This is a genomic window from Olsenella uli (genome assembly GCF_016899935.1).
In the GTDB taxonomy this organism is placed as follows: domain Bacteria; phylum Actinomycetota; class Coriobacteriia; order Coriobacteriales; family Atopobiaceae; genus Thermophilibacter; species Thermophilibacter uli_B.
This window is the reverse complement of sequence record NZ_JACJJK010000002.1, coordinates 1-25,553: the sequence shown is the minus strand read 5'-3', so window position 1 is coordinate 25,553 and position 25,553 is coordinate 1. Positions and strand designations below refer to the sequence as shown.

21 protein-coding genes are annotated in these 25,553 nt (G+C 68.3%); 15 read left to right on the top strand and 6 right to left on the bottom strand.

The window, feature by feature from the left end; all coding sequences use genetic code 11:
* Positions 1-34 precede the first annotated feature (34 nt).
* The 5 genes from sufU to sufC are packed head-to-tail and all read right to left on the bottom strand — an operon-like array spanning position 35 to position 5,018.
* Complete coding sequence (sufU, locus tag H6A07_RS01895) at positions 35-469, bottom strand: Fe-S cluster assembly sulfur transfer protein SufU (RefSeq protein ID WP_204812849.1); 435 nt, start codon at positions 467-469, stop codon at positions 35-37.
* Entirely contained in the window at positions 456-1,691 is a 1,236-nt protein-coding gene (locus H6A07_RS01890; RefSeq protein ID WP_204812848.1) for an aminotransferase class V-fold PLP-dependent enzyme, read from the bottom strand. The genes sufU and H6A07_RS01890 overlap by 14 nt, the downstream gene beginning before the upstream one ends.
* Entirely contained in the window at positions 1,691-2,791 is a 1,101-nt protein-coding gene (locus H6A07_RS01885) for a SufB/SufD family protein (protein ID WP_204812846.1), read from the bottom strand. Before H6A07_RS01885 ends, H6A07_RS01890 begins: the two co-directional genes overlap by 1 nt.
* Positions 2,788-4,209, bottom strand: coding sequence for a Fe-S cluster assembly protein SufB (gene sufB, locus H6A07_RS01880; RefSeq protein ID WP_204812844.1), 1,422 nt, complete (start codon positions 4,207-4,209; stop codon positions 2,788-2,790). Before sufB ends, H6A07_RS01885 begins: the two co-directional genes overlap by 4 nt.
* The gene (gene sufC / locus H6A07_RS01875; RefSeq protein ID WP_204812842.1) at positions 4,206-5,018 is read right to left on the bottom strand and encodes a Fe-S cluster assembly ATPase SufC; all 813 of its coding nucleotides are present in this window, start codon (positions 5,016-5,018) and stop codon (positions 4,206-4,208) included. The genes sufB and sufC overlap by 4 nt, the downstream gene beginning before the upstream one ends.
* Positions 5,019-5,241: 223 nt before the next feature.
* Here sufC and H6A07_RS01870 point away from each other — a divergent pair, with 223 nt between their 5' ends.
* The 7 genes from H6A07_RS01870 to H6A07_RS01840 all read left to right on the top strand — a co-directional run bounded on the left by H6A07_RS01870 (position 5,242) and on the right by H6A07_RS01840 (position 12,099).
* Positions 5,242-6,225, top strand: coding sequence for a bile acid:sodium symporter family protein (locus tag H6A07_RS01870; protein ID WP_204812840.1), 984 nt, complete (start codon positions 5,242-5,244; stop codon positions 6,223-6,225).
* Between the two features lie 508 nt (positions 6,226-6,733).
* A complete protein-coding gene (gene gatC, locus H6A07_RS01865; protein WP_204812838.1) occupies positions 6,734-7,051 on the top strand; it encodes an Asp-tRNA(Asn)/Glu-tRNA(Gln) amidotransferase subunit GatC in 318 nt (105 codons plus the stop codon).
* A complete protein-coding gene (gene gatA / locus H6A07_RS01860) occupies positions 7,051-8,556 on the top strand; it encodes an Asp-tRNA(Asn)/Glu-tRNA(Gln) amidotransferase subunit GatA (RefSeq protein ID WP_204812836.1) in 1,506 nt (501 codons plus the stop codon). The genes gatC and gatA overlap by 1 nt, the downstream gene beginning before the upstream one ends.
* The gene (gene gatB / locus H6A07_RS01855) at positions 8,553-10,061 is read left to right on the top strand and encodes an Asp-tRNA(Asn)/Glu-tRNA(Gln) amidotransferase subunit GatB (protein ID WP_204812834.1); all 1,509 of its coding nucleotides are present in this window, start codon (positions 8,553-8,555) and stop codon (positions 10,059-10,061) included. Before gatA ends, gatB begins: the two co-directional genes overlap by 4 nt.
* 292 nt (positions 10,062-10,353) lie before the next feature.
* On the top strand, positions 10,354-11,307 hold the full coding sequence (locus tag H6A07_RS01850; protein ID WP_342636536.1) for a YitT family protein: 954 nt from the start codon (positions 10,354-10,356) through the stop codon (positions 11,305-11,307).
* A 92-nt stretch (positions 11,308-11,399) separates the two neighbouring features.
* Positions 11,400-11,687 carry a type II toxin-antitoxin system Phd/YefM family antitoxin gene (locus H6A07_RS01845; protein ID WP_204812832.1) on the top strand — a complete coding sequence of 96 codons (288 nt, stop codon included), beginning with the start codon at positions 11,400-11,402 and terminating at the stop codon, positions 11,685-11,687.
* Positions 11,680-12,099, top strand: coding sequence for a PIN domain-containing protein (locus H6A07_RS01840; RefSeq protein ID WP_204812829.1), 420 nt, complete (start codon positions 11,680-11,682; stop codon positions 12,097-12,099). Before H6A07_RS01845 ends, H6A07_RS01840 begins: the two co-directional genes overlap by 8 nt.
* A 29-nt stretch (positions 12,100-12,128) precedes the next feature.
* Here H6A07_RS01840 and H6A07_RS01835 read toward each other — a convergent pair whose 3' ends face one another.
* Positions 12,129-12,785, bottom strand: a complete 657-nt coding sequence (locus H6A07_RS01835; protein WP_204812827.1) for a helix-turn-helix transcriptional regulator — start codon at positions 12,783-12,785, stop codon at positions 12,129-12,131.
* 252 nt (positions 12,786-13,037) lie between these two features.
* Between H6A07_RS01835 and ssnA the strand changes: the two genes are divergently transcribed.
* The 8 genes from ssnA to H6A07_RS01795 all read left to right on the top strand — a co-directional run.
* Complete coding sequence (gene ssnA, locus H6A07_RS01830) at positions 13,038-14,390, top strand: putative aminohydrolase SsnA (protein ID WP_204812825.1); 1,353 nt, start codon at positions 13,038-13,040, stop codon at positions 14,388-14,390.
* Positions 14,391-14,499: 109 nt separating this feature from the next.
* Entirely contained in the window at positions 14,500-17,496 is a 2,997-nt protein-coding gene (gene ygfK, locus H6A07_RS01825) for a putative selenate reductase subunit YgfK (protein WP_204812823.1), read from the top strand.
* Positions 17,497-17,628: 132 nt separating this feature from the next.
* Positions 17,629-18,120: a 4Fe-4S binding protein gene (locus H6A07_RS01820; RefSeq protein ID WP_204812821.1), complete on the top strand. Its 492-nt coding sequence runs from the start codon at positions 17,629-17,631 to the stop codon at positions 18,118-18,120.
* A gap of 10 nt (positions 18,121-18,130) precedes the next feature.
* Positions 18,131-20,908, top strand: coding sequence for a selenium-dependent xanthine dehydrogenase (gene xdh, locus H6A07_RS01815; protein ID WP_204812819.1), 2,778 nt, complete (start codon positions 18,131-18,133; stop codon positions 20,906-20,908).
* A 96-nt stretch (positions 20,909-21,004) separates the two neighbouring features.
* Entirely contained in the window at positions 21,005-22,516 is a 1,512-nt protein-coding gene (locus H6A07_RS01810) for an ABC transporter ATP-binding protein (RefSeq protein ID WP_204812817.1), read from the top strand.
* 12 nt (positions 22,517-22,528) lie between these two features.
* On the top strand, positions 22,529-23,623 hold the full coding sequence (locus H6A07_RS01805; protein ID WP_342636535.1) for an ABC transporter permease: 1,095 nt from the start codon (positions 22,529-22,531) through the stop codon (positions 23,621-23,623).
* Complete coding sequence (locus H6A07_RS01800) at positions 23,623-24,558, top strand: ABC transporter permease (protein WP_204812815.1); 936 nt, start codon at positions 23,623-23,625, stop codon at positions 24,556-24,558. Before H6A07_RS01805 ends, H6A07_RS01800 begins: the two co-directional genes overlap by 1 nt.
* A 177-nt stretch (positions 24,559-24,735) precedes the next feature.
* Positions 24,736-25,553, top strand: an 818-nt coding sequence (locus H6A07_RS01795) for a BMP family lipoprotein (RefSeq protein WP_204812813.1), incomplete at its 3' end; no start/stop codon positions are given.

The following is a 25,553-nucleotide window of genomic DNA, read 5'->3' as shown; positions in this document are numbered from 1 at the left end:
CTCCATGTGGAAAAGGGACAGTCCCTTTTCCACATCACGCGCGGGCCTCGAGCATCTCGTCGAGGGTGCGCCAGGCAAGTTCGGCGCACTTCACGCGCGCCGGCATGTGCGCGATGTCGCGCAAAAGCACGCCGTCCTCCAGCGCCTCGAGCGCGGCCTCGTCGGTCTCCTCGCCGCGAACCATGCGCATGAACAGTCCACAGAGCTCGCGCGCCTCCTCGGGCGTCTTGTCGATCATGAGGTCGCTCATGATGTCCGCGCTCGCCTGGGAGATGGCACAGCCGTGACCGGTGAACGCCGCCTCCTCGATGGTGCCGTCATCAGCGAACTTCACCGAGAACGTGAGCTCGTCGCCGCAGGAGGGGTTCACGCCCTCGTGGCTGCAGTCGGCGTCCTCCAGCTGGTACTTGTAGTCGGGGTGCGAGACGTGGTCCATGAAGGCCGCGTTGTAGAGGTCAGTTGCTGCCATGGAAGATCCCCCAGACCTGGCTAAGGCCGTCGACGAGGTGGTCCACGTCGGCGGCGTCGTTGTAGAACGCGAGGCTCGCGCGGCAGCAGGCGAGGTTCTCCACGCCGAGCCACGCGAGCAGCGGCTGCGCGCAGTGGTGGCCGGCGCGGATGCACACGCCGGAGGCGTCGAGGATGCTCGCCACGTCGTGCGGGTGAACGCCGCGCACGTTGAAGCTGATGACACCGTGGTGGCGCGCTGGGTCAGGGCTGCCGATAAGATCGACGAAGCCCAGCTCGCCCAGGCGCTCGAACGCGTAGGCCACGAGCGCCGCCTCGCGCTCGGCCACGGCATCAAGGCCCACGGTTTCCGTGAGGTAGGCAAGGGCGGCGCCAGTGGCATAGATGCCGGCGGCGTCCTGCGTGCCGGCCTCGAACTTCTCGGGCACGGGCGCCCACGTGGCGTCCTGCTCGCGCACGGAGTCGATCATCTCGCCGCCGGTGAGCATCGGCGGCATCTGGTCGAGAAGGTCATGGCGGCCCCAGAGCACGCCCACGCCCATCGGGCCGAGCGCCTTGTGGCCGGAGAAGGCCAGGAAGTCCGCGCCCAGCTCGTCCACGTTCACGCGCAGGTGCGGGACGGACTGCGCGGCGTCCACGACCATCACGGCGCCCACGGCGTGCGCGGCGTCCGCGAGCCTGCGAACGGGCAGCTCGCAGCCCATGACGTTGGAGACGTGCGCGGCCGCCACGATGCGCGTGCGCGGCCCGATCTTCTCGGCGATCTCCGCGTCCGTGAGCGTGCCGTCCTTCTGCGGGTAGAGGTAGACGAGGCGCGCCCCGGCCGCGCGACAGGCCTCCTGCCACGGGATGAGGTTGGAGTGGTGCTCCATGATCGTGATGGCCACCTCGTCGCCGGGGCCCAGGACGAGCGGGGCGTACGACTTGGCCACGAGATTGAGCGATTCGCTCGTGTTGCGCGTGAAGACCACGTCCCGCGCGTCGGGCGCGCCGATGAGCGCCGCCACCTGCGCGCGCACAGCGGCGATCGCCTCGGTGGCCGCCACGGAGAGGCTGTAGAGCCCGCGCAGCGGGTTGGCGTTCATGGTCTCGTAGAAGCGACGCTGGGCGTCCAGCACGCAGGCGGGGCGCTGCGCGGTGGCCGCGCTGTCGAGAAACGCGATCTCGGGGTGCGCCGCCAGGAGCGGGAAGTCCGCGCGATAGGGGTTCTCCCGGATGTCCATCACGCCTCCCCATCCTCATCAAAAGTTTCTGTTAATTGGGGACTGTCCCCAATTAACAGACGGGCTTCGGGGCAGGGGGCGTGGAGGAGGGCGTCCTCGTAGACGGCCTGCACGAAGAGCCGCTCGGCGTCCGCGCGGGAGAGGCCCCGGCTGGCGAGAAACGCGAGCTGCTCGGGGCTCACCGAGCCGATCGTGGCGCCGTGGTTGCCGGCGACGTCGTCCTCGTCGCAGAGGATCGTGGGCAGCGTCTTGTTGACCACGTCGTCGCCCAGCACGAGCACGGTCTCGGCCTCGTTGCCCTGTGCGCCCTTGGCGCCGTGGACGAGGTCGATCGTGGTGCGCAGGGACTTCTTGGCCGCGTCCTCGAGCACGCCGTTGTAGGCGAGCTCGGAGCGCGTGTCGCGCCCGCGCTGGCGCACGACCTCGTTCACGTCCAGGACCTCCGTGCCGGCCGCGTGATAGCGGCAGCCGAGGTCGATCCGTGCGCGGTCGCCGGCGAGGTCACAGGCCAGTCCCAGCGCGACGGTCCCGCCGCCGAGCAGGTACTGGCGCACGTCCACGCGGGCGTCGCGCGCGGCAGTGATGCCCACGCTCTCGAGGTGCTGCTGGGCGGCGCCCGCGCTCACGTACTCGTGCAGGTGGACGCGCGCGCCGCGCTCGGCGATCACGCGCAGGAGCGACGCGGACGTGCCCGCCGCGTCGTCCTTCTCGCCCGCGCCCGCCACCACGACGATGGTGACCTCGGCCCCGGCGCGGACCATGACGCCCGTGTCGGCGACCTCGCCCGCGCCCACGGAAACCACGATCGGCTCCTCGCGCTTCTCGCCGCGCGGGACCTCCACGTAGCGGGCGCCCTTCGCCTGGGACTCCACCCAGTCGGTCACGGCGCGGCCCATCCCGCACTCCACGCCCTCGAAGAGGCGCGGCAGCGAGAAGTACACGTCGCCGGCGCGGCCGGGCGCGGGCACCGTGAGCGTGATGTCGTTCGTGCGCAGGCGGTTCCACGTCTGCGCGGGGGCCACGTTGACGCGCTCGAGGGTGAGCTCGGGCGCGGCGCCGGTGGCCTCGGCCACGAGTGCGCCGTTCTTCTCGGCCGTCATCCTATGGCCCCTTCCATCTCGAGCTTGATGAGGTTGTTCATCTCCACGGCGTACTCCATCGGGAGCTCCTTGGAGACGGGGTTGGCAAAGCCGTTGACCACGAGCGTGCGCGCCTCGGCCTCGGAGCAGCCGCGGCTCATGAGGTAGAGCACCGTGTCGTCCGAGATGCGGCCGATCGTGGCCTCGTGGCCCACCTGCGCGGTGGCGTTGCGGACGTCCATCGCGGGGATGGTGTCGGAGCGGGAGATGTCGTCGAGCATGAGGCTCTGGCAGCTCACGCTGCAGCGCGCGCGGTCTGCCCGCCGGCCGATCACCACGGAGCTGCGGAACGTGTTCACGCCGCCGTCCTTGGAGATCGACTTCGTGCTCACGGACGCCGTGGTGTCCGCGCCGTTCATGATGACCTTGCAGCCGGTGTCCAGGTCCTGCGTGGCGCCGGCGAAGGTGATGCCGGTGAACTCGCAGCTGGAGCGGTCGCCCGCCATGACGGTGGTGGGGTAGAGGTAGCTCACGTGGCTGCCAAAGCTGCCGGAGACCCACTCCATCTTGGCGTCGGCGCCGATCGTGGCGCGCTTGGTGTTGAGGTTGTACATGTTCTTGGACCAGTTCTCGATCGTGGAGTAGCGCAGGCGCGCGCCGTCCTTCACGAAGAGCTCCACCGCGCCGGCGTGGAGGTTGGCCTCGTAGTACTTGGGCGCCGAGCAGCCCTCGATGAAGTGCAGGTCAGCGCCCGGCTCTACGATGATGAGCGTGTGCTCGAACTGTCCCGCGCCCGCTGCGTTGAGGCGGAAGTAGCTCTGCAGCGGGTAGGGCAGCGTCACGCCGGCGGGTACGTAGACGAAGGAGCCGCCGCTCCACACGGCGTAGTGCAGCGCCGCGAACTTGTGGTCGGTGGGCGGGATCAGCGTGCCGAAGTACTGGTGCACCACGGGCTCCCACTGCGGGTCGTGGAGGGCGTCCTCGATCGTGGTGTAGACCACGCCCTGCTTGGCCACGTCCTCGCGCATGTTGTGGTAGACGATCTCCGAGTCGTACTGGGCGCCCACGCCGGCGAGGCTTTCGCGCTCCGCCTCCGGGATGCCCAGGCGCTCGAAGGTGTCCTTGATGTCGGCGGGCACGTCGTCCCAGCTCTTGGCCTGCTTGGTCTTGGGCGAGACGTACGTGGAGATGTGGTCTAGGTCAAGGCCGGCGATGCTCGGGCCCCAGTTGGGGGCCATCGGGCGGCGGTGGTACTCCTCGAGCGCGGAAAGGCGCATCTCGAGCATCCACTCCGGCTCGTCCTTCTTGGCGGAGATCGCGCGGACGATCTCCGGCGTCAGGCCGTCGTCGTAGCGCTCGTAGCCCTCCTCGGACTTGGTGAAGTCGTAGAGGGAGCGATCGACGTCGGCGACCTCGGTGCGGCGGCGCTGGTCGCTCACTGGGCGTCACCCGCCTTGGGGCAGCCCGGGCACTCGGCGCAGCTCTCGGCGTCCTGGCCGGCCGCCGCGCCCGTGAAGCGCTCGAAGCCGTTCTTGTCGATGTCCGCGATGAGCTCGGCCGGGCCCTCGGCCACCATGCGGCCGTGGACCATGACGTGCGTGCGGTCCACCTCAAGGCGCTCGAGGATGCGCGTGTTGTGCGTGATCACAATCAGCGCGCCGCCCACCTGCTCGCGGTAGGCCTGGATGCCGCGGCTCACGATGCCCAGCGCGTCCACGTCAAGGCCGGAGTCCGTCTCGTCGAGGATGGCGAGCTTGGGCTGGAGCAGCAGCAGCTGCAGCATCTCGATCTTCTTCTTCTCGCCGCCGGAGAAGCCCACATTGAGCTCGCGCATGAGAAAGCCCTGGTCGAGCTCCAGCTGGTCGGCGATCTCCCCTACGCGCTGGCGGAACTTGCGCGCGGTGGTCTTGAGCTCAGGGCGCATCTGGCAGATCGAGCGCAGGAAGCTGTAGAGGGGCACGCCGGGCACCTCGACGGGCGCCTGGTAGGAGAGGAAGATGCCGGCGAGCGAGCGCTTGTCGGCGGAGAGCTCGGTCACGTCCGCGCCGTCGAAGGTGATGGAGCCGCCGGTCACGCGGTAGGCCGGGTCGCCCATGATGACGTGGCCGAGCGTGGACTTGCCGGCGCCGTTGGGTCCCATGAGGACGTGGCACTCGCCCGCGCCCACGGCGAGGTCGACGCCGTGCAGGATGGGCTTGTCCTCGGTCCCCGCCGAGAGGGAGCTCACGTTGAGCAGCTGAGTGGACATGGGTCCGCCTTTCTTCTCGCGGACCGCGGGGCCCGCGCCTTTTTCGCCTAATTCATAGTAATGAGTGGGGAATTAAAGGCAAGGGCCGGGCGAGAAAAACGTGGCTTCGTTACAAGTGCGTGTCGGCCGCACGGGTGTTTGCGGCCGCGTTACGGCGCCGCGCCGCGTGCCGCAGCGGGAACTACCATGTGCGGGGACGTGCGAAGGGGAGGTTCCTGCTGGCATGGATGCGTGGAAGCGGCTCGGCGGCTTCATCGGGAGCCACATGGCGTTCGTCTCGCCCGCGTGCGTGGTGCTGGGCGTGCTGTTCCCGCAGATCGGGGTCATGCACCCGCTGGTCACGCCGCTCTTTGCTTTCATGACGTTCCAGAGCGCGCTCTCCAACACCTTTGCCAACCTCGCGCGGACGGTGCGCCACCCGGTGCCCATGGTGGTCTCGCTGGCGCTGGCCACGGTCGCCATGCCGTGCGCCGCGTGCGCGCTGGCGACGGCGCTCTTCGGCGCGGACCCCAACCTCGTCTGCGGGGTCGTGCTCGAGTACAGCGTGCCGGTGGCGGTGGTCGCGGCCATGTGGACCAACATGCTCGGCGGCGACCCGGCGCTCTCGCTCGCCACGATCCTCGTCTCCACGGTGGCGGCGCCGTTCACGATTCCGCTCACGCTGCACCTGCTCCTGGGCCAGACGGTGGAGGTGGACGCCGCGCGGATGATGGGGGAGATGGTGGTCTCGATCGCGCTGCCGGCGCTCGCGGGCACGCTGGCCAACGACGTCTCTCACGGGCGCGCGGCGCGCGAGCTCTCCCCGGTGATCGCGCCAGCGGCCAAGATCGCGCTCGTGCTGGTGATCCTGACCAACGCCACCGGCGTGGCGCCCTACGTGCGCCACCTCACGCCCACGCTCGTGGCGGTGGCGGCGTTCATCGCCGTGTTCGCGACGTGCGGCTACGCACTGGGGCTGCTCGTCGCGCGCCTGCTGCGCCGCCCGCACGACCAGGCGGTCTCGATGACCTACCTCGTGGGGATGCGCAACATCTCGGCCGGCGCCGTGATCGCGGGGGAGTACTTCCCCGGCGAGGTGATGTTCCCCGTGGTCATCGGGACCCTCTTCCAGCAGGTGCTCGCCGCGCTCTACGGGAGCCTGCTGCGGCGGCTGGGGCGAGCCGAGCGCGCGGCGGAGCGCGACGGGGAGCGGGGCGACGCGGCCTAGCGGTGGCGGTACATCCGCGGGCGCGGCTTTCCGTCGTCGAGAATGACGGCGAGCCCGGCGATGACGACGAACGCGATGAAGATGAGCTTCTTCATGGTGACCTCCTTCGTGGTTGCTGGCTCAATCCTCGCAGGGGTGCCGTCGCGGGGCCATCGATGCGGCTTACTGTGGGCTTTCACTTTCGTAAGGTTGGGGCGTGGCGCTCGCTTCTCGCCAATACGCGACTTCCAACAAATGAGACGCCAAAAACGTTGGCAATCGCGTATCGACGGAAGCCAATACGCGATTGCCAACGGAATTGGGCGCCAAAACGTAGGAAAGCGCGTACTGGCGAGAAGGGCATCGGGTCACGTCCGGTTGTGGGGCACAGGACGCATGCGTTGCCGAGAAGAGCGTCAAGCGCGGTGCCCAAAACGGGAAGATTTCAGCGGGGATACGGCCTCGTGCGCGCGCGGGTGGCCCGTGTCGGCCTGTCGTAGAATGGGGCGCAGTGTAGATAGGAGGACCCATGCCCCTAACCAGAGAAGACGTCGCGGGCATCGCGGACTACGCGCGGATCGCGCTCACGCCCGAGGAGCTCGACGAGATGACCGCGTACATGAACGACGCGATCGACCTGCTGGAGCCCATCCGCCAGTACGACCTCGAGGGCGTGGAGCCCACGTTCCACCCCATCGGGGACCTCTCCAACGTGATGGCGGACGACGTGCCGGACGACGCGGTGCGCCACCTGCCCGTGGACGTGGCGCTCTCAAACGCCGGCGCCTCCCGCGACCGCAGCTTCCGCGTGCCGTCCATCCTCGGCGAGGCGGGAGGTGACGCGTAATGGCCAACTTCGACCAGCTCTCCGCGCGCCAGATCGCGGCGGGCGTCGCAAACGGCGACTTCACCGCAACCGAGGTGGCCCGCGCCGCGCTCGACGCCGTGAAGGCCCGCGACGGCGAGGTCAAGGCGTTTCTGCAGGTCTCCGCGGACCTCGCGCTCGCGGCCGCCGAGGCCACGGACCAGGCCCGCGCGGCGGGCGAGAAGCTCGGTCCGCTCGCCGGCGTGCCCGTGGCCTTCAAGGACAACATGCACCTCGTGGGCACCCGCACCACCTGCGCCTCGCGCATGCTCGCCAACTACGAGTCCACGTTCACGGCCACCTGCGTCCAGCGCCTGCTCGACGCCGGTGCCACGCCCGTGGGCAAGACCAACATGGACGAGTTCGCCTTCGGCAGCTCGACCGAGTCCTCCGCCTTCCACCCCACGGCCAACCCCTGGGACACCGCGCGCGTGCCGGGCGGCTCCTCGGGCGGCTCGGCCGCAGCCGTCGCCGCCGGCGAGGTCACGGTCTCCCTGGGCTCGGACACCGGCGGCTCCATCCGCCAGCCGGCCTCGCTCTGCGGCGTCGTGGGCCTCAAGCCCACCTACGGCGCGGTCAGCCGCTACGGCGTGGTGGCCTTCGGCTCCTCGCTCGACCAGGTCGGTCCCTTCGGTCGCCGCGTCGAGGACGTGGCCCTGGCCATGAACGCGCTCACGGCCGGCGGGCGCGACCCGTGGGACTCCACGAGCCAGCCCTGCGAGACCGATTTTCTCGCCCACCTGGATGACCCCATCGAGGGCCGCAAGGTCGGCGTCGTGCCCGCGCTCATGGAGGCCGCCGGCCTCACCGACGAGGTGCGCGACGCCGTCACCGCCGCCGGTCGCGCGCTGCAGGACCAGGGCGCCGAGCTCGTGGAGGTCGACCTCCCCAACATCGCCTCCGCCATCGCCGCCTACTACGTGATCGCGCCGTGCGAGGCCTTCTCCAACCTCGCGCGCTTCGACGGCGTGCGCTACGGCTACCAGGAGCAGGGTTGTGCCACGCTGGCCGAGCAGACCTCGCTCTCCCGCGCGCACGGCTTCGGCGAGGAGGCCAAGCGCCGTCAGATGCTGGGCGCCTACCTCCTCTCCAGCGGCGTCTACGACACGTACTACTACCCGGCGCAGCAGGTCCGTACCCTCATCACGGCCGACTACGCCCGCGCCTACGAGCAGTGCGACGTCATCCTCATGCCGGCCGCGCCGCGCACGGCGTTCAGGTTCGGCGAGCTGAGCGATCCCACGCAGATGTACGCATCCGACCTGTTCACGATCTCCAACAACATCGTCGGCAACGGCGGCATCTCGGTGCCGCTGGGCCTGGGCGCGCAGTCCGGCCTGCCGGTCTCCGCGCAGCTGCAGGGCCCGGCCTTCGCCGACGCCACGCTGCTCACGTTCGCGCGCGCGATCGAGCGGTCCTTCTCGCCCGACGGCGCGGGGGCCCCCGTCGCGCCCGCCTGTGCCGGGAAGGGGGGTGAGCTCGCATGAAGAAGCTCGCCGAGGTCCTGCGCGACTGGGAGGCCGTGATCGGCCTCGAGGTCCACACCGAGCTCACCGCGCTCGAGACCAAGATGTTCTGCAACTGCCGCCTCAGCCACGACGACCCGCCCAACACCAACGTCTGCCCGGTCTGCCTGGGCATGCCGGGCGCCCTTCCCGTCCCCAACGAGAAGGCCATCGAGTCGATCGTCATGGCGGGCCTGGCCACCAACTGCGAGATCCAGCGCCACTCCATGTTCTACCGGAAGCACTACTTCTACCCGGACATGGCCAAGAACTTCCAGACCACGCAGGGGCCCGTGGCGTTCTGCATGCACGGCCACCTGGACCTGGAGGTTGCCGGCGCCGGCGCCAAGGAGCGCCCGGACTCCACGGTCGAGAAGAACGACGACGGCAGCTACGTGGCGCCCATCCGGATCCTGCGCATCCACATGGAGGAGGACGCCGCCAAGATGGTCCACGTGGGCGGCGAGGAGGGTCGCATCACGGCGGCCACCGAGTCCCTCATCGACTACAACCGCTGCGGCACGCCGCTCATCGAGCTCGTTACCGAGCCCGACCTGCGCACGCCCGAGGAGGCGCGCCTCTTCATGGAGAAGCTGCGCCAGACGTTCCTCACGCTCGGCATCTCCGACTGCTCGCTCGAGAGCGGCTCCATGCGCTGCGACGGCAACATCTCGCTGCGTCGCCGCGGCGAGACGAAGTTTGGCACCAAGACCGAGATGAAGAACATAAACTCGTTCAAGAGCCTGCACGACGCGCTCGAGTACGAGATCTGCCGCCAGGCCGAGGTGCTCGAGGAGGGCGGCATCGTCTATCAGGAGACGCGCCACTGGGAGCCCTCGCGGCGCCGCACCGTGGTCATGCGCGTCAAGGAGACCGCGGACGACTACCGCCTCTTCCCGGACCCGGACCTCGCGCCGTTCGACCTCTCCGACGAGTTCGTCGAGCGCTGCCGGGCGCGGATCCCGGAGCTGCCGGACGCCAAGCGTGACCGCTACATGGCCGACTACGGCCTCAAGCGCGCCGACGCCGCCCAGCTCGCGGGCGACCCGACGGTCGCGGCCTTCTTCGAGCAGACGCTGTCCGCGGCGGGCGAGAAGAACGTGGAAACCGTGGCCAAGGTCATGGTGAACCTCGTGCCCAGCTACGACGCCCTCACGCCGGCGCAGGTCGCGAGCCTGTCGGGGCTTCTCGCCGAGGACGCGATCACGTTCGCCCAGGCGCGCGAGGTGCTCGACGCGGTCAACGGCACCGAGGAGGACCCGGCCGCCTACGTGGACGCCCACGGCATGCGCCAGTCCACGGACGCCGGCGCGCTCGGCGCCATCGTGGACGAGGTGCTGGACCGCTGCACAGACCAGGTCCAGCAGTTCCGCGACGGCAACAAGAAGGTGCTCGGGTTCCTCGTGGGCCAGTGCATGAAGGCGGCAAAGGGCTCGGGCAACCCCAAGGCCTTCAACAAGATGCTCGCGGAGCGGCTCGAGTCGTAGGGGCCCGGGGCAGACGGGGAGACCCCGTCCCTTCGTACGCGGGACTGCGCTGCGCGGAAGATCCCGCTTAACGAAGGGGCGGGGTCTCCCCGTGCGCCCGCCCGTACTTCTCGGCCGCTCCTTCGGACAAGTGATGTTCAAGTGGAGCATACGGACGTTTTTTGGGCCTCTGGCAGCCAGAAACGTCCGTATGCTCCACTTGAGTTGCGGCGTGCCTCTCGCTGACCTGACCGGTGCAACCTGCTAGACTTCCGAGCCGAAGGGCGTGGTCGCGCGCGGAGGGGAGCCAGCGGTGGGCGAGAAGGACGTGCAGGTCGAGGAGACTGTCGAGCCGGTCGCGGGGGAGATGACGCCCGACGAGGCGCGCCGGGCGGAGAAGCTCTCGCGTCGGCGTATGGCCTACAGCTTTCCGCAGTTCTTTGGCCTGCTCAACGCGGGCCTCATCCTCACCGCCGTGGCGCTCGTGCTCTTCAAGACGCCCAACCACCTGGCCTTCGGCGGGACCACGGGCTTTGCGATCCTGCTCAACACCGCGCTGCCGGCGCTTCCGGTCTCGGCGTACATGTGGATCCTGAACGCCGTGCTCGTTCTTCTCGGCCTGGTCTTTCTGGAGCGCAGGGCGGTGCTGTGGAGCGCGTTCGCGTCGTTCGCGCTCTCCGGCTACACCTCGCTCTTCGAGTGGCTGTTCCCGGTCACGGCCTCCATCACCGGCGACCTGTGGCTCGACGTCTGCTTTGCGGTGCTGCTGCCCGCCGTGGGCTCGGCGCTGGTCTTTGACATCGGCGCGTCCACCGGCGGCACGGACATCCTGGCCATGATCTTGCGCAAGCGCACGGACCTGGAGATCGGTAAGGCGCTCTTTGCCGTGGACGTGGCCGTGGTCGTGGCGGCGATCGGGCTCTACGGGGCGCGCGTGGGCCTCTACTGCGTGCTCGCGCTCATCGGCAAGACGTTCGTGGTGGACGGCTTCATCGAGTCCATCCGCCAGCGCAAGGTCTGCCAGGTCATCTGCGACCACCCGCGCGACGTGGAGGAGTTCATCGTCAAGAAGCTCGGCCGCACGGCCACGGTGCAGTTTGGCTGGGGCGCCTACTCCGGTAGGCGACAGACCATCCTCACGAGCGTACTCTCACGCCGCGAGGCCATGAAGCTGCGCCTCTTTGTCCGCGCGCAGGACCCGGGTGCCTTCATCACGATCACGAGCAGCTCGGAGATCATCGGTCGCGGCTTCCGCGGCGTGAACTAGCTGGTGTGACGTCGGGCGAGAAGCGCCTGCGCGAACGCGTACCCGATGTGGCTACAAAGGTGTATGCTGTAGCTACGTTGAGGGAGGCTGATATGACGGAGCTTTCTGCGGTGGGCGTCCGTGAGGCGAAGAACCGATTCAGCGAGCTGACTGCGCAGGTCAACGAGCTGGGGTCAACACTTGTGGTGCTCAAGAACAACAGGCCGTGGGTCACCATCCACCCGGCTGACCCCGAGGCGGCCAGCCGTCGCGCGCGCCTCGAGCGCCTTCACGCGCTCACGGCCGCCATCGAGCAGGATGTCTCGCGTGAGCCGGCTTGGGCATCGGACAAGAGCGACCGCGAGCTGCTCGACGAGGAGCGGGCGAGGCGCTTTGGCTAGGGTCGTGCTCGACACCAGCATCATCCTCGACTACCTCAGCGCGACGCGCGAGAGGCACCACGATGCCGTCGACCTGCTCGAGGCGCTACTCTCCGCAGAGGATAAGACGCCCGTGATCCTCGCGGCCGGCATCAAGGACGCCTACTACATCCTGTGTCGTCACTATCACGACGAGGGGCTCGTGCGGGCGCGGCTGGACGACTTCCGAGCGCTGATGGAGGTGGCCGAGCTCACGGGTCCCGTCCTGGACGCGGCCTTCGCGTCGGACGAGCCGGACCTCGAGGACGGCATCGTCCGCGCGACGGCGGAGCTTCTGGGCGCCGAGGCAATCGTCACGCGCGACGCGTCGGCCTATCGCGGGTCGCGCGTCCCCAGCATGGACGCCCCCGCGTACTGCGCCGCGCTCGGGTAGCGCGCCGAGAGCTCTTCGCAGGCGCCCGGCTACGCCTCCTTGGGGCCGTTCTTGGCCTCGTCGAGGTAGCTGTAGAGGGTGTACTTGGAGATGCCGAAGTACTTGCACACCTTGTAGCCTGACTTGGTGATGAGGAAGGCGCCGGTGTCGTTGAGGTAGCGAATGGCCTGGACCTTCTCCTCGCGCGTCATGAGGGCCACGGGCGTGCCCACGAGCTCCACGCTCTGCTCGATGAGGTCGTCGAGCAGGTCGGCCACGTTGCGGACGATGGGCTCGGGCTCGTGCGCGCCGGGCTCGGGCTCGGTGTCGCAGAGCTCGGAGAGAAGCCCCCGCGTCGCGCGCAGGAGGGTGATGTCGTAGTTGATGGCGAGGATGCCCACGGCGTTGCCCGCGTCGTCGTTGATGAAGATGGTAGAGGAGCGCAGAATCTTGCCGTCCGCCGTCCTGGTGAGGTAGCCGATGCGGTCCTCGAAGTGCCGGCCCTTGCTCGCGTGCAGGGTCTCGAGCACCACGCGGGAGGGACCGTCGCCCACCTTGCGGCCGGTGACGTGGCCGTTCTCAATGGCAACGATGGGGTGGGAGGGGTCGGACGTGAGGTCATGGATGACAACCTCGCAGCCGCTTCCAAACTGCAGGGCGATCGCCCTGGCAAGGCGACGGTAGAAGTCGAGTTGCGTGCGGTCCATTGCGTCCTCCCCCTGAGTGATTGGAATCGTTATTTTAACGTAACTATAACCGCAAAGAAACGCCCTCACCTGCCGTTCGCCCGCCGCTTCCTACCGTCTGACAGATTTTTTTGCTAGCAGACATTTTGTAAGAATTCCGACATCATCCAACCTCATAATAGGAATTGACACGGCGCCGGGGGCATGTCGACGCATGTCGGGGACATGTCCGGACGTCTTCTCGCACGGGTATGCGACGGCGATTGGAGAGACATGGTTCTCGTGGGAAACGGACGCGTCATCACGCGCGACCCTGCAAGCCCCTACTTCGAGCATGGTGCCGTTCTGATCGACGGAGACAAGATCGCGGGCGTGGGCGACGAGGCCGCCCTGCGCGCCGCCAACCCCGCTGCGGAATACGTGGACGCCCACGGCGGCGTCATCATGCCGGGCCTGGTGAACTGCCACACCCACATCTACTCCGGCCTGGCGCGCGGCCTCTCCATCAAGGGCTGCAACCCGCACAACTTCCTGGAGAACCTCGAGCAGCAGTGGTGGAAGATCGACGACAACCTCACGCTCGACGGCACGCGCGCGAGCGCCTACGCCACCGTGCTGGACAGCCTGCGCGACGGCGTGACCACAATCTTCGATCACCACGCGAGCTTCTGCGAGATACCGGGCTCGCTCTTTGCGATCAAGGACGTCTGCGAGGAGACGGGCATCCGCGCGTGCCTCTGCTACGAGACCTCCGACCGCCGCGGCGACGAGAAGCGCGACCAGTCGATCGCCGAGAACGCCGAGTTCGCGCAGTGGGCCGCCCGGGCCCAGGCCGAGGGCAACTCCATGATCGCCGCGATGTTCGGCGGGCACGCCACCTTCACGCTCTCCGACGAGACGATGGACAAGATGGCCGAGGCCAACGCCGGCCTCACCGGCTTCCACATCCACGTCTGTGAGGGCATGAACGACGTCTGGGACAGCCGTCTCAACCGCGGCGGCATCTCGCCGATCGAGCGGCTGCTGCAGCACGACCTCCTGGGCCCGCGCACGATGCTCGGCCACTGCATCCACGTCACGCCCGCCGAGATGGACATCATCAAGGAGACCGGCACCCACATCGTCAACAACCCCGAGTCCAACATGGGCAACGCCGTGGGCTGCGCGCCGGTGCTCGAGTTCTTCCGCCGCGGCATTCCGGTGCACATGGGCACGGACGCCTACACGCACGACATGCTGGAGAGCCTCAAGGTCTTCCTCATCATCCAGCGTCACAACGCGGCCATGCCCAACGTGGGCTGGGTCGAGGCCATGACGATGCTCTTCCAGAACAACCCCGCCATGGCGAGCGCCTACTTCGGGCGCGAGATCGGCGCGCTCAAGCCGGGCGCTGCGGCCGACGTCATCGTGATGGACTACCCGGTCTTCACGCCCTTCTCGGACGAGAACATCGACGGCCACATGCTCTTCGGCATGATGGGCAAGAACTGCCGCACCACCATCGTCAACGGCAAGGTGCTCTACAAGGACCGCGAGTTCGTGGCCTTTGACGAGGAGCGCATCAACGCCTGGACCCTCGAGCAGTCAAAGAAGCTCTGGGGCACGCTGAACGAGCGCACGTACTAGGACCGACGGCCTCCGCGGGGCCGATTCATCCTTCGCCGGCGCGCGGTCTCGCCGGTGCACCACATGTGGAAAAGGGACTGTCCCCTTTCCACATCGGAGAGGAGCAACAATGAGCGACGTCATGAGGCCGATGCCGTTTGCGCAGGTCATGGACTGGGTCCTGACCGAGCACGAGACCCAGGGCGCCATCTTCGGCGTGCGCAAGGCCTACCACCACGAGGGCGGCGCCGAACCCATCTTTGCCGAGAGGATCGAGACGCCCTTCGGCCCGGCCGCCGGCCCCAACACCCAGCTCGCGCAGAACATCATCGCCTCCTACGTGGCCGGCTCGCGCTTCTTCGAGCTCAAGACCGTGCAGGTCATGGACGGCGAGGAGCTCTCCGCCTGCGTGAACAAGCCCTGCATCGTGGCCGAGGACGAGTGCTACAACTGCGAGTGGTCCACTGAGCTCACGGTGCCGCAGGCCTTCGCCGAGTACGTCAAGGCCTGGTGGGCGTGCAAGCTCATCGCCCGCGAGTACGGCCTCGGGGACCCGGACGGCTTCGTCTTCAACATGTCCGTGGGCTACAGCCTCGAGGGCATCAAGTCCGAGAAGGTCGACCGCTACATCGAGGGCATGAAGGACGCCTCCGGCACGGAGGTCTGGGCCGAGTGCCGCGACTGGGCCCTCGCTAACCTCGACCGCTTCGCCAACGTGGACGCCGACTTCGTGAACGGGGTCTCCCCGCAGGTGTCCACCTCCGTCACCGAGTCCACGCTCCACGGCTGCCCGCCGGACGAGATCGAGCGCATCGCCACCTACCTCATCACCGAGAAGGGCGTGAACACCTACATCAAGTGCAACCCGACGCTTTTGGGCTATGACTTCGCGCGGTCGCGCCTGAACGAGCTCGGCTTTGACTACATCGTCTTCGACGACACGCACTTCCGCGAGGACCTGCAGTGGGTCGACGCCGTGCCGATGTTCGAGCGCCTGATCAAGCTCTGCGCCGAGAAGAACCTCGCCTTCGGCGTCAAGCTCACCAACACGTTCCCGGTGGACGTCACGCGCGGCGAGCTTCCGAGCGACGAGATGTACATGTCCGGCCGCTCGCTCTTCCCGCTCACGATCGAGCTGGCGCGCCGCATCGCCCGCCAGTTTGACGGGCGCCTGCGCATCTCCTACTCCGGCGGCGCCGACGCGCGCAACATCCGTGACCTCTACGCGGCCGGCATCTGGCCGATCACCATGGCGACGAACGTCCTCAAGCCGGGCGGCTATGAGCGCTTCTTCCAGATCGCCGGTCTTCTCGCCGGCGCGCCGCGCGCAGACGTCGTGGACGTGGACGCCGTGACCGAGCTCGCGGCCCGCGTGGCCTCCGGGCCTGACTACCAGAAGCCCATCAAGCCGGCCAAGCCGCACAAGATCGACGCGGAGCTGCCGCTCATGAGCTGCTTCACGGCGCCGTGCCGCACCGGCTGCCCCATCCAGCAGGACATCCCGGCCTACCTCTCCCGTGTGGACGAGGGCAAGTTCGCCGAGGCCCTGCAGATCATCGTGGAGCGCAACGCCCTGCCGCACATCACCGGCAACCTCTGCCCGCACCCCTGCGGTGCCAAGTGTGAGCGCGCCTTCTACGAGCCCGACGGCGCGCGCATCCGCGGTCACAAGCTGGACGCCGCGCGCGGCGGCTTCGACGAGGTCGTAAAGAAGCTCCGGGCGGACGGTCCGACTCGGCTTGCCTCTGCGGCCGACAAGAACGTGGCGGTCGTGGGCGGCGGCCCGGCGGGCCTGGCCACGGCGTTCTTCCTCACGCGCGCCGGCGCCAAGGTGACGATCATCGAGCGCACGGGGAGTCTCGGCGGCGTGGCGCGCCACGTCATCCCGAGCTTCCGCATCTCTGACGACGACATCGACAAGGACGTGGCGCTCTGCCTCGCCTTTGGCGCGCAGGTCCAGATGGAGCGGGAGGTCACGAGCGTGGCCGAGCTCTTCGACGAGGGCTTCACCGACGTCGTGGTGGCCACGGGCGCGTGGGCGCCGGGCAAGGTGGGCCTCAAGGCCGGCGAGGAGATCGACGTCCTGGAGTTCCTCGAGGCCGCCAAGTCCGGCGAGCCGATGGAGCTGGGCACCGACGTGGTGATCGTGGGCGCCGGCAACACCGCGATGGACGCCGCGCGCGTGGCCAAGCGTGCCGAGGGCGTGCAGAACGTGCGCATCGTCTATCGCCGCACCAAGAAGGAGATGCCGGCGGACGAGGAGGAGCTGCAGCTGGCCCTCGAGGAGGGCGTGGAGCTGATGGAGCTTCTCGCCCCGGTCGGCGTGGAGAACGGCGTGCTCACCTGCGACGTCATGCGCCTCGGCGAGCCGGACGAGTCCGGGCGCCGTCGCCCCGAGCCCACGGGCGACACCGTGGACGTCCCGGCCACGGCCGTGATCTGCGCCGTGGGCGAGCAGATCGAGCGCGGGCTCTACGAGGGCGCGGGCGTGGAGACGGACCGTCGCGGACGCCCGGCCGGCACCGCCACCGGCGTGGACCACGTTTGGGCCGCCGGCGACTGCCGCCGCGGGCCGGCCACCTTCGTGGAGGCCATCGCCGACGCGCAGGCCGTGGCGCGCGATCTGGCCGGCGTCGACTTCAACAGGTACGCCGAGAAGAACGTCCGCGCGGACAAGCTGGACGCCATCATGGCGCGCAAGGGCGAGGTCTGCCTCGATGTGGCCGGCTGCACCACGAGCCGCTGCCTGGGCTGCGCCACCGTCTGCGAGGTCTGCTGCGACGTCTGCCCCAACCGCGCGAACGTTGCCATCAAGGTTCCGGGCCTCGCGCAGCAGCAGGTCGTCCACGTGGACGGCATGTGCAACGAGTGCGGCAACTGCGCCGTCTTCTGCCCGTGGAGCGGCCGTCCGTACAAGGACAAGCTCACGCTCTTCTGGAGCGCCGAGGACATGGACGCGAGCGAGAACCGCGGCTTCCTCCCGCTGCCCGACGGCACGTTCCGCGTGCGCCTGGCCGGCTCCGACGGCGTCTACGACGTGGACGACGCCGCCTGCGGCCTGCCCGAGGACGTGCGCCTCACCATCCGCGCGGTCCGCGACGACTACGCCTACCTGCTGGCCAAGTAACGACCATCCCCCTGTGTCCGGTTTGTGCCGGGTACGAACCGGACACAGGGGGCCCTGCTCGCCGAGAGGGGCGGCGCGAGGGGCGACCTGTCGGCGAGAGGAGTCGGCAGAAGCTGGAAAGAGGGGAGAGACATGGGTGAGAAGCGCTCGCGCAGGCCGCGTCCCGTGGCGTTCGTGCGCTGCGGCGGCGGCACCCCCGCGATCGAGGGCGGAGCGTGCTGCGAGCACGGCTGCGTTGGCTGCGGGGTCTGCGTCGAGGCCTGCCGCTTTGGTGCCGTGAGCATCGGCGAGCGCGGCGTTGCCGTTGTGGACCGCGAGGCGTGTCGCGGCTGCGGTCTTTGCGCACGCTCCTGTCCGCAGGGCGTGATCGAGATGGTCGACCCCGACCAGCGCATCACCGTGCGCTGCGTGAGCCCCGACCCGGGTCCCGTGGCGCGCAAGGTCTGTGCCACGAGCTGCATCGGCTGCGGCCTCTGCGCGCGCTCCTGCCCCCTGGGCGCCATCCGCGTCGTGGACGGCTGCGCGCGCATCGACCATGCGCTCTGCATCTCGTGCGGCATGTGTGCGACCAGGTGCCCGCGCGGCGCCATCGCCGACGCGTTCGGCCTCTTTGCGAGCAGGTAGGAGGGTCATCATGACTGCAAGCGCAAGCGCCGAGTACCGCTTCACCGTCAACGGCGAGGAGCGCGTCACCCACGAGGACAAGCCGCTCCTTCGCTACCTGCGCGACGACCTCCACATCACAAGCGCCAAGGACGGCTGCTCCGAGGGTGCGTGCGGGACCTGCACCGTGCTCGTGGACGACCGCGCCACCAAGGCGTGCGTCCTCACCACGCGCCTGGCCGCGGGACACGACATCGTGACCGTGGAGGGCCTGCCCGCGAGGGAGCAGGAGGCCTTCGTCTATGCCTTCGGCGCCGTGGGGGCGGTGCAGTGCGGCTTCTGCATCCCCGGCATGGTCATGAGCGGGGCGGGCCTCATCCATCACGTCCCCGACCCCACCGAGGACGAGGTCAAGCGCGCCATCCGCGGCAACGTCTGCCGCTGCACCGGCTACAAGAAGATCATCGAGGGCATCCTGCTTGCCGCCAGGGTGCTGCGCGGGGAGGCCCAGATCGACGAGGCCCTCGAGCGCGGCGACACCTACGGCGTGGGCGAGCGGGCCTTCCGCGTTGACGTTCGCCCCAAGGTCCTGGGCTATGGCAAGTACCCGGACGACATCGACGAGCGCGACTATCCCGACCTCGCCTACGCAAGCGCGGTGCGCGCCGCCCACCCGCGCGCCCGCGTGCTCAGGATCGACGCCTCCAAGGCCGAGGCCGTGCCGGGCGTCCTGGGCGTCCTCACGGCGCGCGACGTGCCGGTCAACCAGGTGGGCCACCTCATTCAGGACTGGGACGTCATGATCGCCGAGGGCGACGTCACCCGCTGCGTGGGCGACGCGATCGCCCTCGTGGTGGCGGAGAACGAGGCGGCGCTCGCGCGCGCCAAGAGGCTCGTGAAGGTCGACTACGAGGTGCTCGAGCCTGTCCGCTCCATCGCCGAGGCCCGCGCCGAGGGCGCGCCGATCCTCCACAGGAGCTACCACGCCTTCGGCAACGAGGTCCTTCTCGAGAACAACATCTGCCAGCAGCGCCACGTGACCCGCGGCGACGCGGCCGCGGCGCTCGCGAGCTCCGCCCACACCGTGACGCGGACCTTCGAGACGCCCTTCACCGAGCACGCGTTCCTGGAGCCGGAGTGCGCCGTCGCCCACCCGTACAAGAACGGCGTGTGGGTGCAGTCCAGCGACCAGGGCGCCTACGACTCGCGCCACGAGATCGCCCACATGTTTGGCTGGGACGACGAGCAGGACCGCGTGGTCGTGGAGACCATGCTCGTGGGCGGCGGCTTCGGCGGCAAGGAGGACGTCTCCGTGCAGCATCTGGCCGCGCTCGCCGCCTACCACTTCCAGCGCCCCGTCAAGTGCAGGCTCACGCGCCAGGAGTCCATCAACTTCCATCCCAAGCGCCACTACATGGAGGGGACCTTCACCCTCGGCTGCGACGAGAACGGCATCTTCACCGGCCTCGACTGCGAGATCAACTTCGACACCGGCGCCTACGCGAGCCTGTGCGGCCCGGTCCTCGAGCGCGCCTGCACGCACTCCGTGGGGCCCTACCGCTATCAGAACACCGACATCCGCGGCTACGGCTGGTACACCAACAACCCGCCCGCAGGGGCGTTCCGCGGCTTTGGCGTGTGCCAGAGCGAGTTCGCGCTCGAGTGCCTCATCGACCTTCTCGCCGAGAAGGTCGGCATCTCGCCGTGGGAGATTCGCTTCCGCAACGCCATCGAGCCGGGCGAGGTGCTGCCCAACGGCCAGATCGCCGACTGCTCGACGGCGCTCAAGGAGACCCTGCTCGCCGTCAAGGACGCCTACGAGGCCCATCCCGGGCACGCGGGCATCGCCTGCGCCATGAAGAACGCCGGCGTGGGCGTGGGGCTGCCGGACGCCGGGCGCTGCCTCATCCGCGTCGAGGGGGGCGTGGCGGTGGCCTACGCCGCCACCTCGGACATCGGCCAGGGCTGCAACACCGTCTTTCTCCAGGACATCGTCGAGGCCACGGGCCTGCCGCGCACGCAGGTCGCCAACGGCGAGTGCTCCACCGAGGCCGCGCCGGACTCCGGCACCACCTCCGGCTCGCGCCAGACCGTCGTGACGGGCGAGGCCGTGCGCGGCGCCGCCTTCCTGCTGCGCGACGCGATGCTGCGCGTGGAGGCGGGCGAGGGCGCGCCCGAGGGGCCCGTCCGCGCCCGGGGCGACGGCATCACCTCCGAGTATCTGGACGGCACGCCCTACGAGGGCTGGGGCGCCCACCTTCGCGCCGGCGAGGGCCTGCACCCCAAGGACCCGTCGTCCGCCATCCGCGCGCTCGAGGGCTGCGAGTTTGGCTACGAGTACCTCGAGAAGACCGACAAGCTCGGCGCGGACGTGCCCAATCCCAAGAGCCACATCTGCTACGGCTTTGCCACGCACGTGGTGATTCTGGACGATGACGGCCGCGTGAGCGAGGTCTGGGCCGCGCACGACGCCGGCAAGGTGGTGAACCCCATCGCCATCCAGGGCCAGATCGAGGGCGGCGTGCTCATGGGCATGGGATACGCGCTCAGGGAGCGCTTCGACCTCAAGGACTGCGTGCCGCAGGAGCGCTTTGGCACGCTGGGCCTCTTCCGTGCCCCCGACATCCCCGACATCCACGCGATCTACGTCGAGAAGGACGAGCTGCTCCCGGTGGCCTACGGCGGCAAGGGCATCGGCGAGATCGCCACGATTCCCACTGCCCCGGCGGTGCAGAACGCCTACCGCGCCCTCACCGGCCGGCTCCAGACGAGGTTGCCGCTCGATGACACGCCCTATGCGAGGAAGTGAGGCGAGGGTTGCGATGACGTGACCAGGGGGACGAAACCGCGCGGTGCAGGTACTATAGCTGGGTGGGACGACACAGGACCCTGAAAGGTGGTAGGTATGGCCGAGTTGCTGAGAATGACGAACATCAGCAAACGCTTCGGTTCGTTCTACGCGAACAAGAACGTGAACCTGGAAGTGGAGCGGGGCGAGGTGCACACGCTGCTCGGCGAGAACGGCGCGGGCAAGTCCACGCTCATGAACGTCCTCATCGGCCTCTATCAGCCGACGGAGGGAACGATCGCCCTCAACGGGAAGGAGGTGAGGATCGCCTCCCCGGCGGACGCCGTGGCCCAGGGCATCGGCATGGTCCACCAGCACTTCATGCTGATCGAGAACATGACGGGCCTCGAGAACATCATCCTCGGCGACAAGCGCCACAAGTCCCCGATGCTCCAGAAGGCCGACGACCGCAAGGCCATCGAGGAGCTCATGGAGCGCTACGGCCTCGAGATCGACCTCGACGAGCGCGTGGGCGAGATGTCCATCGGCATGCAGCAGCGCGTGGAGATCATGAAGGTGCTGTTCCGCGGCGCTGAGCTGCTCGTCCTCGACGAGCCCACGGCCGTTCTCACCGACCTCGAGGTCCAGGGCCTCTTCGACATCATGAACTCGCTCACCGACGAGGGCAAGTCGATCATCTTCATCTCCCACAAGATGCGCGAGGTCATGCAGATCTCCGACCGCGTGACGGTGCTGCGCCGCGGCGAGTCCGTCGAGACGGTGCGCGTGGCCGACACCACCGAGCAGGAGCTCGCCGACCTCATGATCGGACAGAAGTTTACCGAGAGCGTCTACGAGAAGGTCGAGAAGCCCGGCGAGCCCGAGCTCACCCTCAAGGACGTCTCCTATCACCCCGAGGTCAAGCACGGCGGCCTCAAGGACGTCTCGCTCACCATCCACCGCGGCGAGATCCTGGGTGTGGCCGGCATCGACGGCAACGGCCAGACCCCGCTCGCCGAGCTCGTGACCGGTCTCATCTCCCCGGAGTCCGGCGAGGTCAGCGGCCCTGACGGCGCCAAGATCGCGCTCTTCTCACCGGACGCCTTCATCAGCGCGGGCGTGGGCAACATCCCCGAGGACCGCAACAAGATGGGCCTCGTGGGGGACATGACCGTGGCCGAGAACCTCGTGCTCAAGCAGACCACCTCGGACCGGTTCTCCTCCGGCCACGGCGCGTGGCTCAAGATGGGCGCCATCGCCGAGTTTGCCGAGGAGAAGCGCCAGGAGAACGACATCCGCTGCACCTCCGTCAACCAGACGGCGCGCAGTCTCTCGGGCGGCAACCAGCAGAAGGTCATTCTCGCCCGCGAGCTCGACGGCTCGCCCTCGCTGCTCGTGGCCGTCTACCCCACGCGCGGCCTCGACATCGGCGCCACCGAGTTCATCCACAACCAGATCGTCGCCCAGCGAGACGCGGGCTGCGCCGTTCTGCTCATCTCGGCCGACTTCGACGAGGTCCTCAAGCTCTCGGACCGCATCGTCGTTCTCTTTGAGGGCGAGGTCATGGGCACCTACCCCGGCGCCAACCCGCCCATCAAGGAGATCTCGCTCGCCATGGCAGGGAAGTAGGAGGTAACAACGGTGACCAAGTCAAAGCACACGCTCAGCGCGGAGGAGCGGCGCGAGAGGACCCTCATGGTCCTCACGCCCATCGCCTCGGTGCTGCTCGCTCTCATCGTGGGCGCCATCATCATCGCCTGCCTGGGCAAGAACCCGCTGCAGGGCTACGCCGCGCTGCTCCAGGGCTCGCTCGGCGACCTGCCCAAGATCGGCAAGACCCTCGAGCGCGCCTGCCCGCTCATCTTCACGGGCCTCGCGGCCGTCTTCGCCTACAAGTGCGGCGTCTTCAACCTCGGCGGCGAGGGACAGTTCATCATGGGCGGCTGCGCCACGGCCCTCACCGTCTTTGGGCTGGGGCTCACCGGCCCGGCGGCGCTCGCGCTCGGCCTCATCGCCGGCATCGTGGTCGGCGGCATCTGGGGCCTGCTCCCGGGCATCATGAAGATCACGCGCGGCCTCAACGAGATGATCACCACGATCATGCTCAACTACGTGGCCATGTACTTCATGGAGTTCGTCTTCAAGAACCTCTTCTCCGACCAGGGCCTGCCCAAGACGCCCGCCATCCCCAAGGACGGCCGCCTGCCCGAGCTCCTGAGCGCCCACATCGGCGTGCTCATGGCCATCGTCCTGGGCCTCGTCATCTGGTACGTGCTCTTCCGCACCTCCTTCGGCTTCAAGATCCGCGCCACGGGCATGAACCAGGTCGCCGCGCGCGTGAACGGCTTCCCGGTGCGTCGGCTCGTCCTGCTCTCCTTCATCATCTCCGGCGCCATCGCCGGCATGGGCGGCTCGATCGAGCTTCTGGGCAAGGCGCCCTACCGTCTCGCCGACGGCTTTGGCTCGGGCTTTGGCTTCGACGGCGTGGCCATCGCGCTCATTGCCCAGCTCAACCCGGTTGCCGCCATCGTCGTGGCCATCCTCTTCGGCATTCTCTCCACGGGCGGCACCATGATGCAGAGCGTCATCGGCGTCCCCACGGCCATCATCGACATCACGCGCGGCCTCATCATCATCTTCGCGGTGGCCGGCATGGCCATGATCAAGCTCCCCGCCATCAAGGCCTTCATCGCATCTATGGGCTCCAAGACCAAGAAAGTCGAGGCGAACGCGTAATGGATGCCTTCATCACTGCCCTGCCTACGATTCTCAAGGCAATGGCGATGGGCGCCGTGCCCATCCTCCTGGCGTCCCTCGGCGAGCTCTTCTCCGAGCGTGGCGGCCTGGTCAACATCGGACTCGAGGGCATCATGGCCATCGGCGCCTTCGTGGGCTTTGCCGTGGCCAAGGTCTCGGGCAACCTGTGGCTGGGCTTTCTGGTGGCCATGCTCGCGGGCATCGTCATCAACATGATCTACGCCTTCTGCACGGTCACGCTCTGCTCCGACCAGGTGGTCACGGGCATGGCGATCAACATCCTCGCGCCCGCCATCGCCCTCTTCGGCTACAACCTCTTCGTGGGCGCCAACCCCGCCAACGCCACCGGCGAGCAGATGGCGAGCCTCGCCATCCCCGGGCTCTCGCAGATCCCCTTCATCGGTGACGCCCTCTTCAACCAGACGCCTGTGGCGTACCTGGCCTTTCTCCTGGTGCCCTGCGTGGCCGTCTTCTTCAGCCGCTTCCGCGCCGGCCTCTCCTTCCGCTCCGTGGGCGAGAACCCCCAGGCGGCCGAGACCCTCGGCATCAACGTCGTGCGCATGAAGTACGTGGCCTGCATCGTGTGCGGCGCGCTCGCGGCCGCAGGCGGCGCCTTCCTCACGCTGTGCTACACGCCCATCTACACCGACGGCATCGTCATGGGTCGCGGCTTCATAGCCCTGGCGACGCTCATCTTCGGTCGCTGGAACGCCTTCGGCGTCCTTGGCGCGAGCCTGCTCTTCGGCTTCTTCGACGGCACGAGCGTGGCGCTCCAGGCCCAGTTCCAGGCCGCGCCCATCATGTTCTTCAAGATGATCCCGTACGTCTTCACCATCGTGGCGCTCATCTTCTTTGGCTCCAGGAGCGCCGGCCCCAAGGCGAGCGGCAAGCCGTACCTGCGCGAGCAGCGCTAGCGCGGGCGCGTGGGACCAACGCGGCCCGCAGGCGCCGGCATCACGTCTGCGCGGGCGGGCCGACTTGCTTTATCATAAAAAGAGGGGCGCTGTCGGTCCCGCAGCACGGGCCGCAGAGGGTGACAGGGAACGCGCCCAAAGACGTTGGACGCAATGGTAACGAGAAAGGACCAAGATATGAGCGAGAACAACACCAGCCAGCTCGGCTCCATGATGGTCTCGAGGCGCGCCGCGCTGGGGCTCGGCCTCGGCAGCGCCGCGGCGCTGGCCCTCGCCGGTTGCGACAGCGGCCAGGGCACGGAGGGCGACGCCTCCGAGGGCGGCGAGAAGAGCTACCGCGTTGCCATGATCATGAGCGGCATCATCACCGACGGCGGCTGGGACCAGGGCCACTACGAGTCGCTCCAGCGTGCGGTGGACAGCCACCCCAACTGGGAGATGCTCGAGCCCAAGGAGAACACCGCCGACGCCGACGCGGCCACCGCTGCCCAGACCTACGTTGACATGGACGTTGACCTCATCGTGGGCAACGGCAACCAGTTTGCCTCCACGTGGGCCGAGGTCATCACCGAGGCGGCCGAGACGCACCCCAACGTCCACTTCCTCATCACCAACACCGACCCCGAGACCGAGATGACCGACTGCGAGGTCATGGACAACGTCGAGACCGTGCTTCCCGACTTCGTCCAGACGGGCGCGCTGGCCGGCGTGGTCGCGGGCCTCATGACGCAGACCAAGTCCATCGGCTTCATCGGCGGCATGCGCCTGCCCTCCACCACCACCAAGTACTCCGCCTACCTCGCCGCGGCCCAGAAGGTCAACGAGGGCGTCACCGGCCAGTACAACTTCGAGGCCGGCTTCACCGACGCCTCCTTCGGCACCAAGCTCACCGAGCAGTGGATCAACTCCAACAACGTTGACGTCATGTGGGGCGACGCCTCCGCCGTCGACAACGGCGCCCGCCAGGCGCTCGAGGCGGCCGGCGCCGACACCCA

Coding starts and splice junctions, on each gene's coding strand:
- sufU (WP_204812849.1), bottom strand. CDS start 469: ATGGCAGCAACTGACCTCTACAACGCGGCCTTCATGGACCACGTCTCG.
- H6A07_RS01890 (WP_204812848.1), bottom strand. CDS start 1,691: ATGGACATCCGGGAGAACCCCTATCGCGCGGACTTCCCGCTCCTGGCG.
- H6A07_RS01885 (WP_204812846.1), bottom strand. CDS start 2,791: ATGACGGCCGAGAAGAACGGCGCACTCGTGGCCGAGGCCACCGGCGCC.
- sufC (WP_204812842.1), bottom strand. CDS start 5,018: ATGTCCACTCAGCTGCTCAACGTGAGCTCCCTCTCGGCGGGGACCGAG.
- H6A07_RS01870 (WP_204812840.1), top strand. CDS start 5,242: ATGGATGCGTGGAAGCGGCTCGGCGGCTTCATCGGGAGCCACATGGCG.
- gatC (WP_204812838.1), top strand. CDS start 6,734: ATGCCCCTAACCAGAGAAGACGTCGCGGGCATCGCGGACTACGCGCGG.
- gatA (WP_204812836.1), top strand. CDS start 7,051: ATGGCCAACTTCGACCAGCTCTCCGCGCGCCAGATCGCGGCGGGCGTC.
- gatB (WP_204812834.1), top strand. CDS start 8,553: ATGAAGAAGCTCGCCGAGGTCCTGCGCGACTGGGAGGCCGTGATCGGC.
- H6A07_RS01845 (WP_204812832.1), top strand. CDS start 11,400: ATGACGGAGCTTTCTGCGGTGGGCGTCCGTGAGGCGAAGAACCGATTC.
- H6A07_RS01835 (WP_204812827.1), bottom strand. CDS start 12,785: ATGGACCGCACGCAACTCGACTTCTACCGTCGCCTTGCCAGGGCGATC.
- ssnA (WP_204812825.1), top strand. CDS start 13,038: ATGGTTCTCGTGGGAAACGGACGCGTCATCACGCGCGACCCTGCAAGC.
- ygfK (WP_204812823.1), top strand. CDS start 14,500: ATGAGCGACGTCATGAGGCCGATGCCGTTTGCGCAGGTCATGGACTGG.
- H6A07_RS01820 (WP_204812821.1), top strand. CDS start 17,629: ATGGGTGAGAAGCGCTCGCGCAGGCCGCGTCCCGTGGCGTTCGTGCGC.
- xdh (WP_204812819.1), top strand. CDS start 18,131: ATGACTGCAAGCGCAAGCGCCGAGTACCGCTTCACCGTCAACGGCGAG.
- H6A07_RS01810 (WP_204812817.1), top strand. CDS start 21,005: ATGGCCGAGTTGCTGAGAATGACGAACATCAGCAAACGCTTCGGTTCG.
- H6A07_RS01800 (WP_204812815.1), top strand. CDS start 23,623: ATGGATGCCTTCATCACTGCCCTGCCTACGATTCTCAAGGCAATGGCG.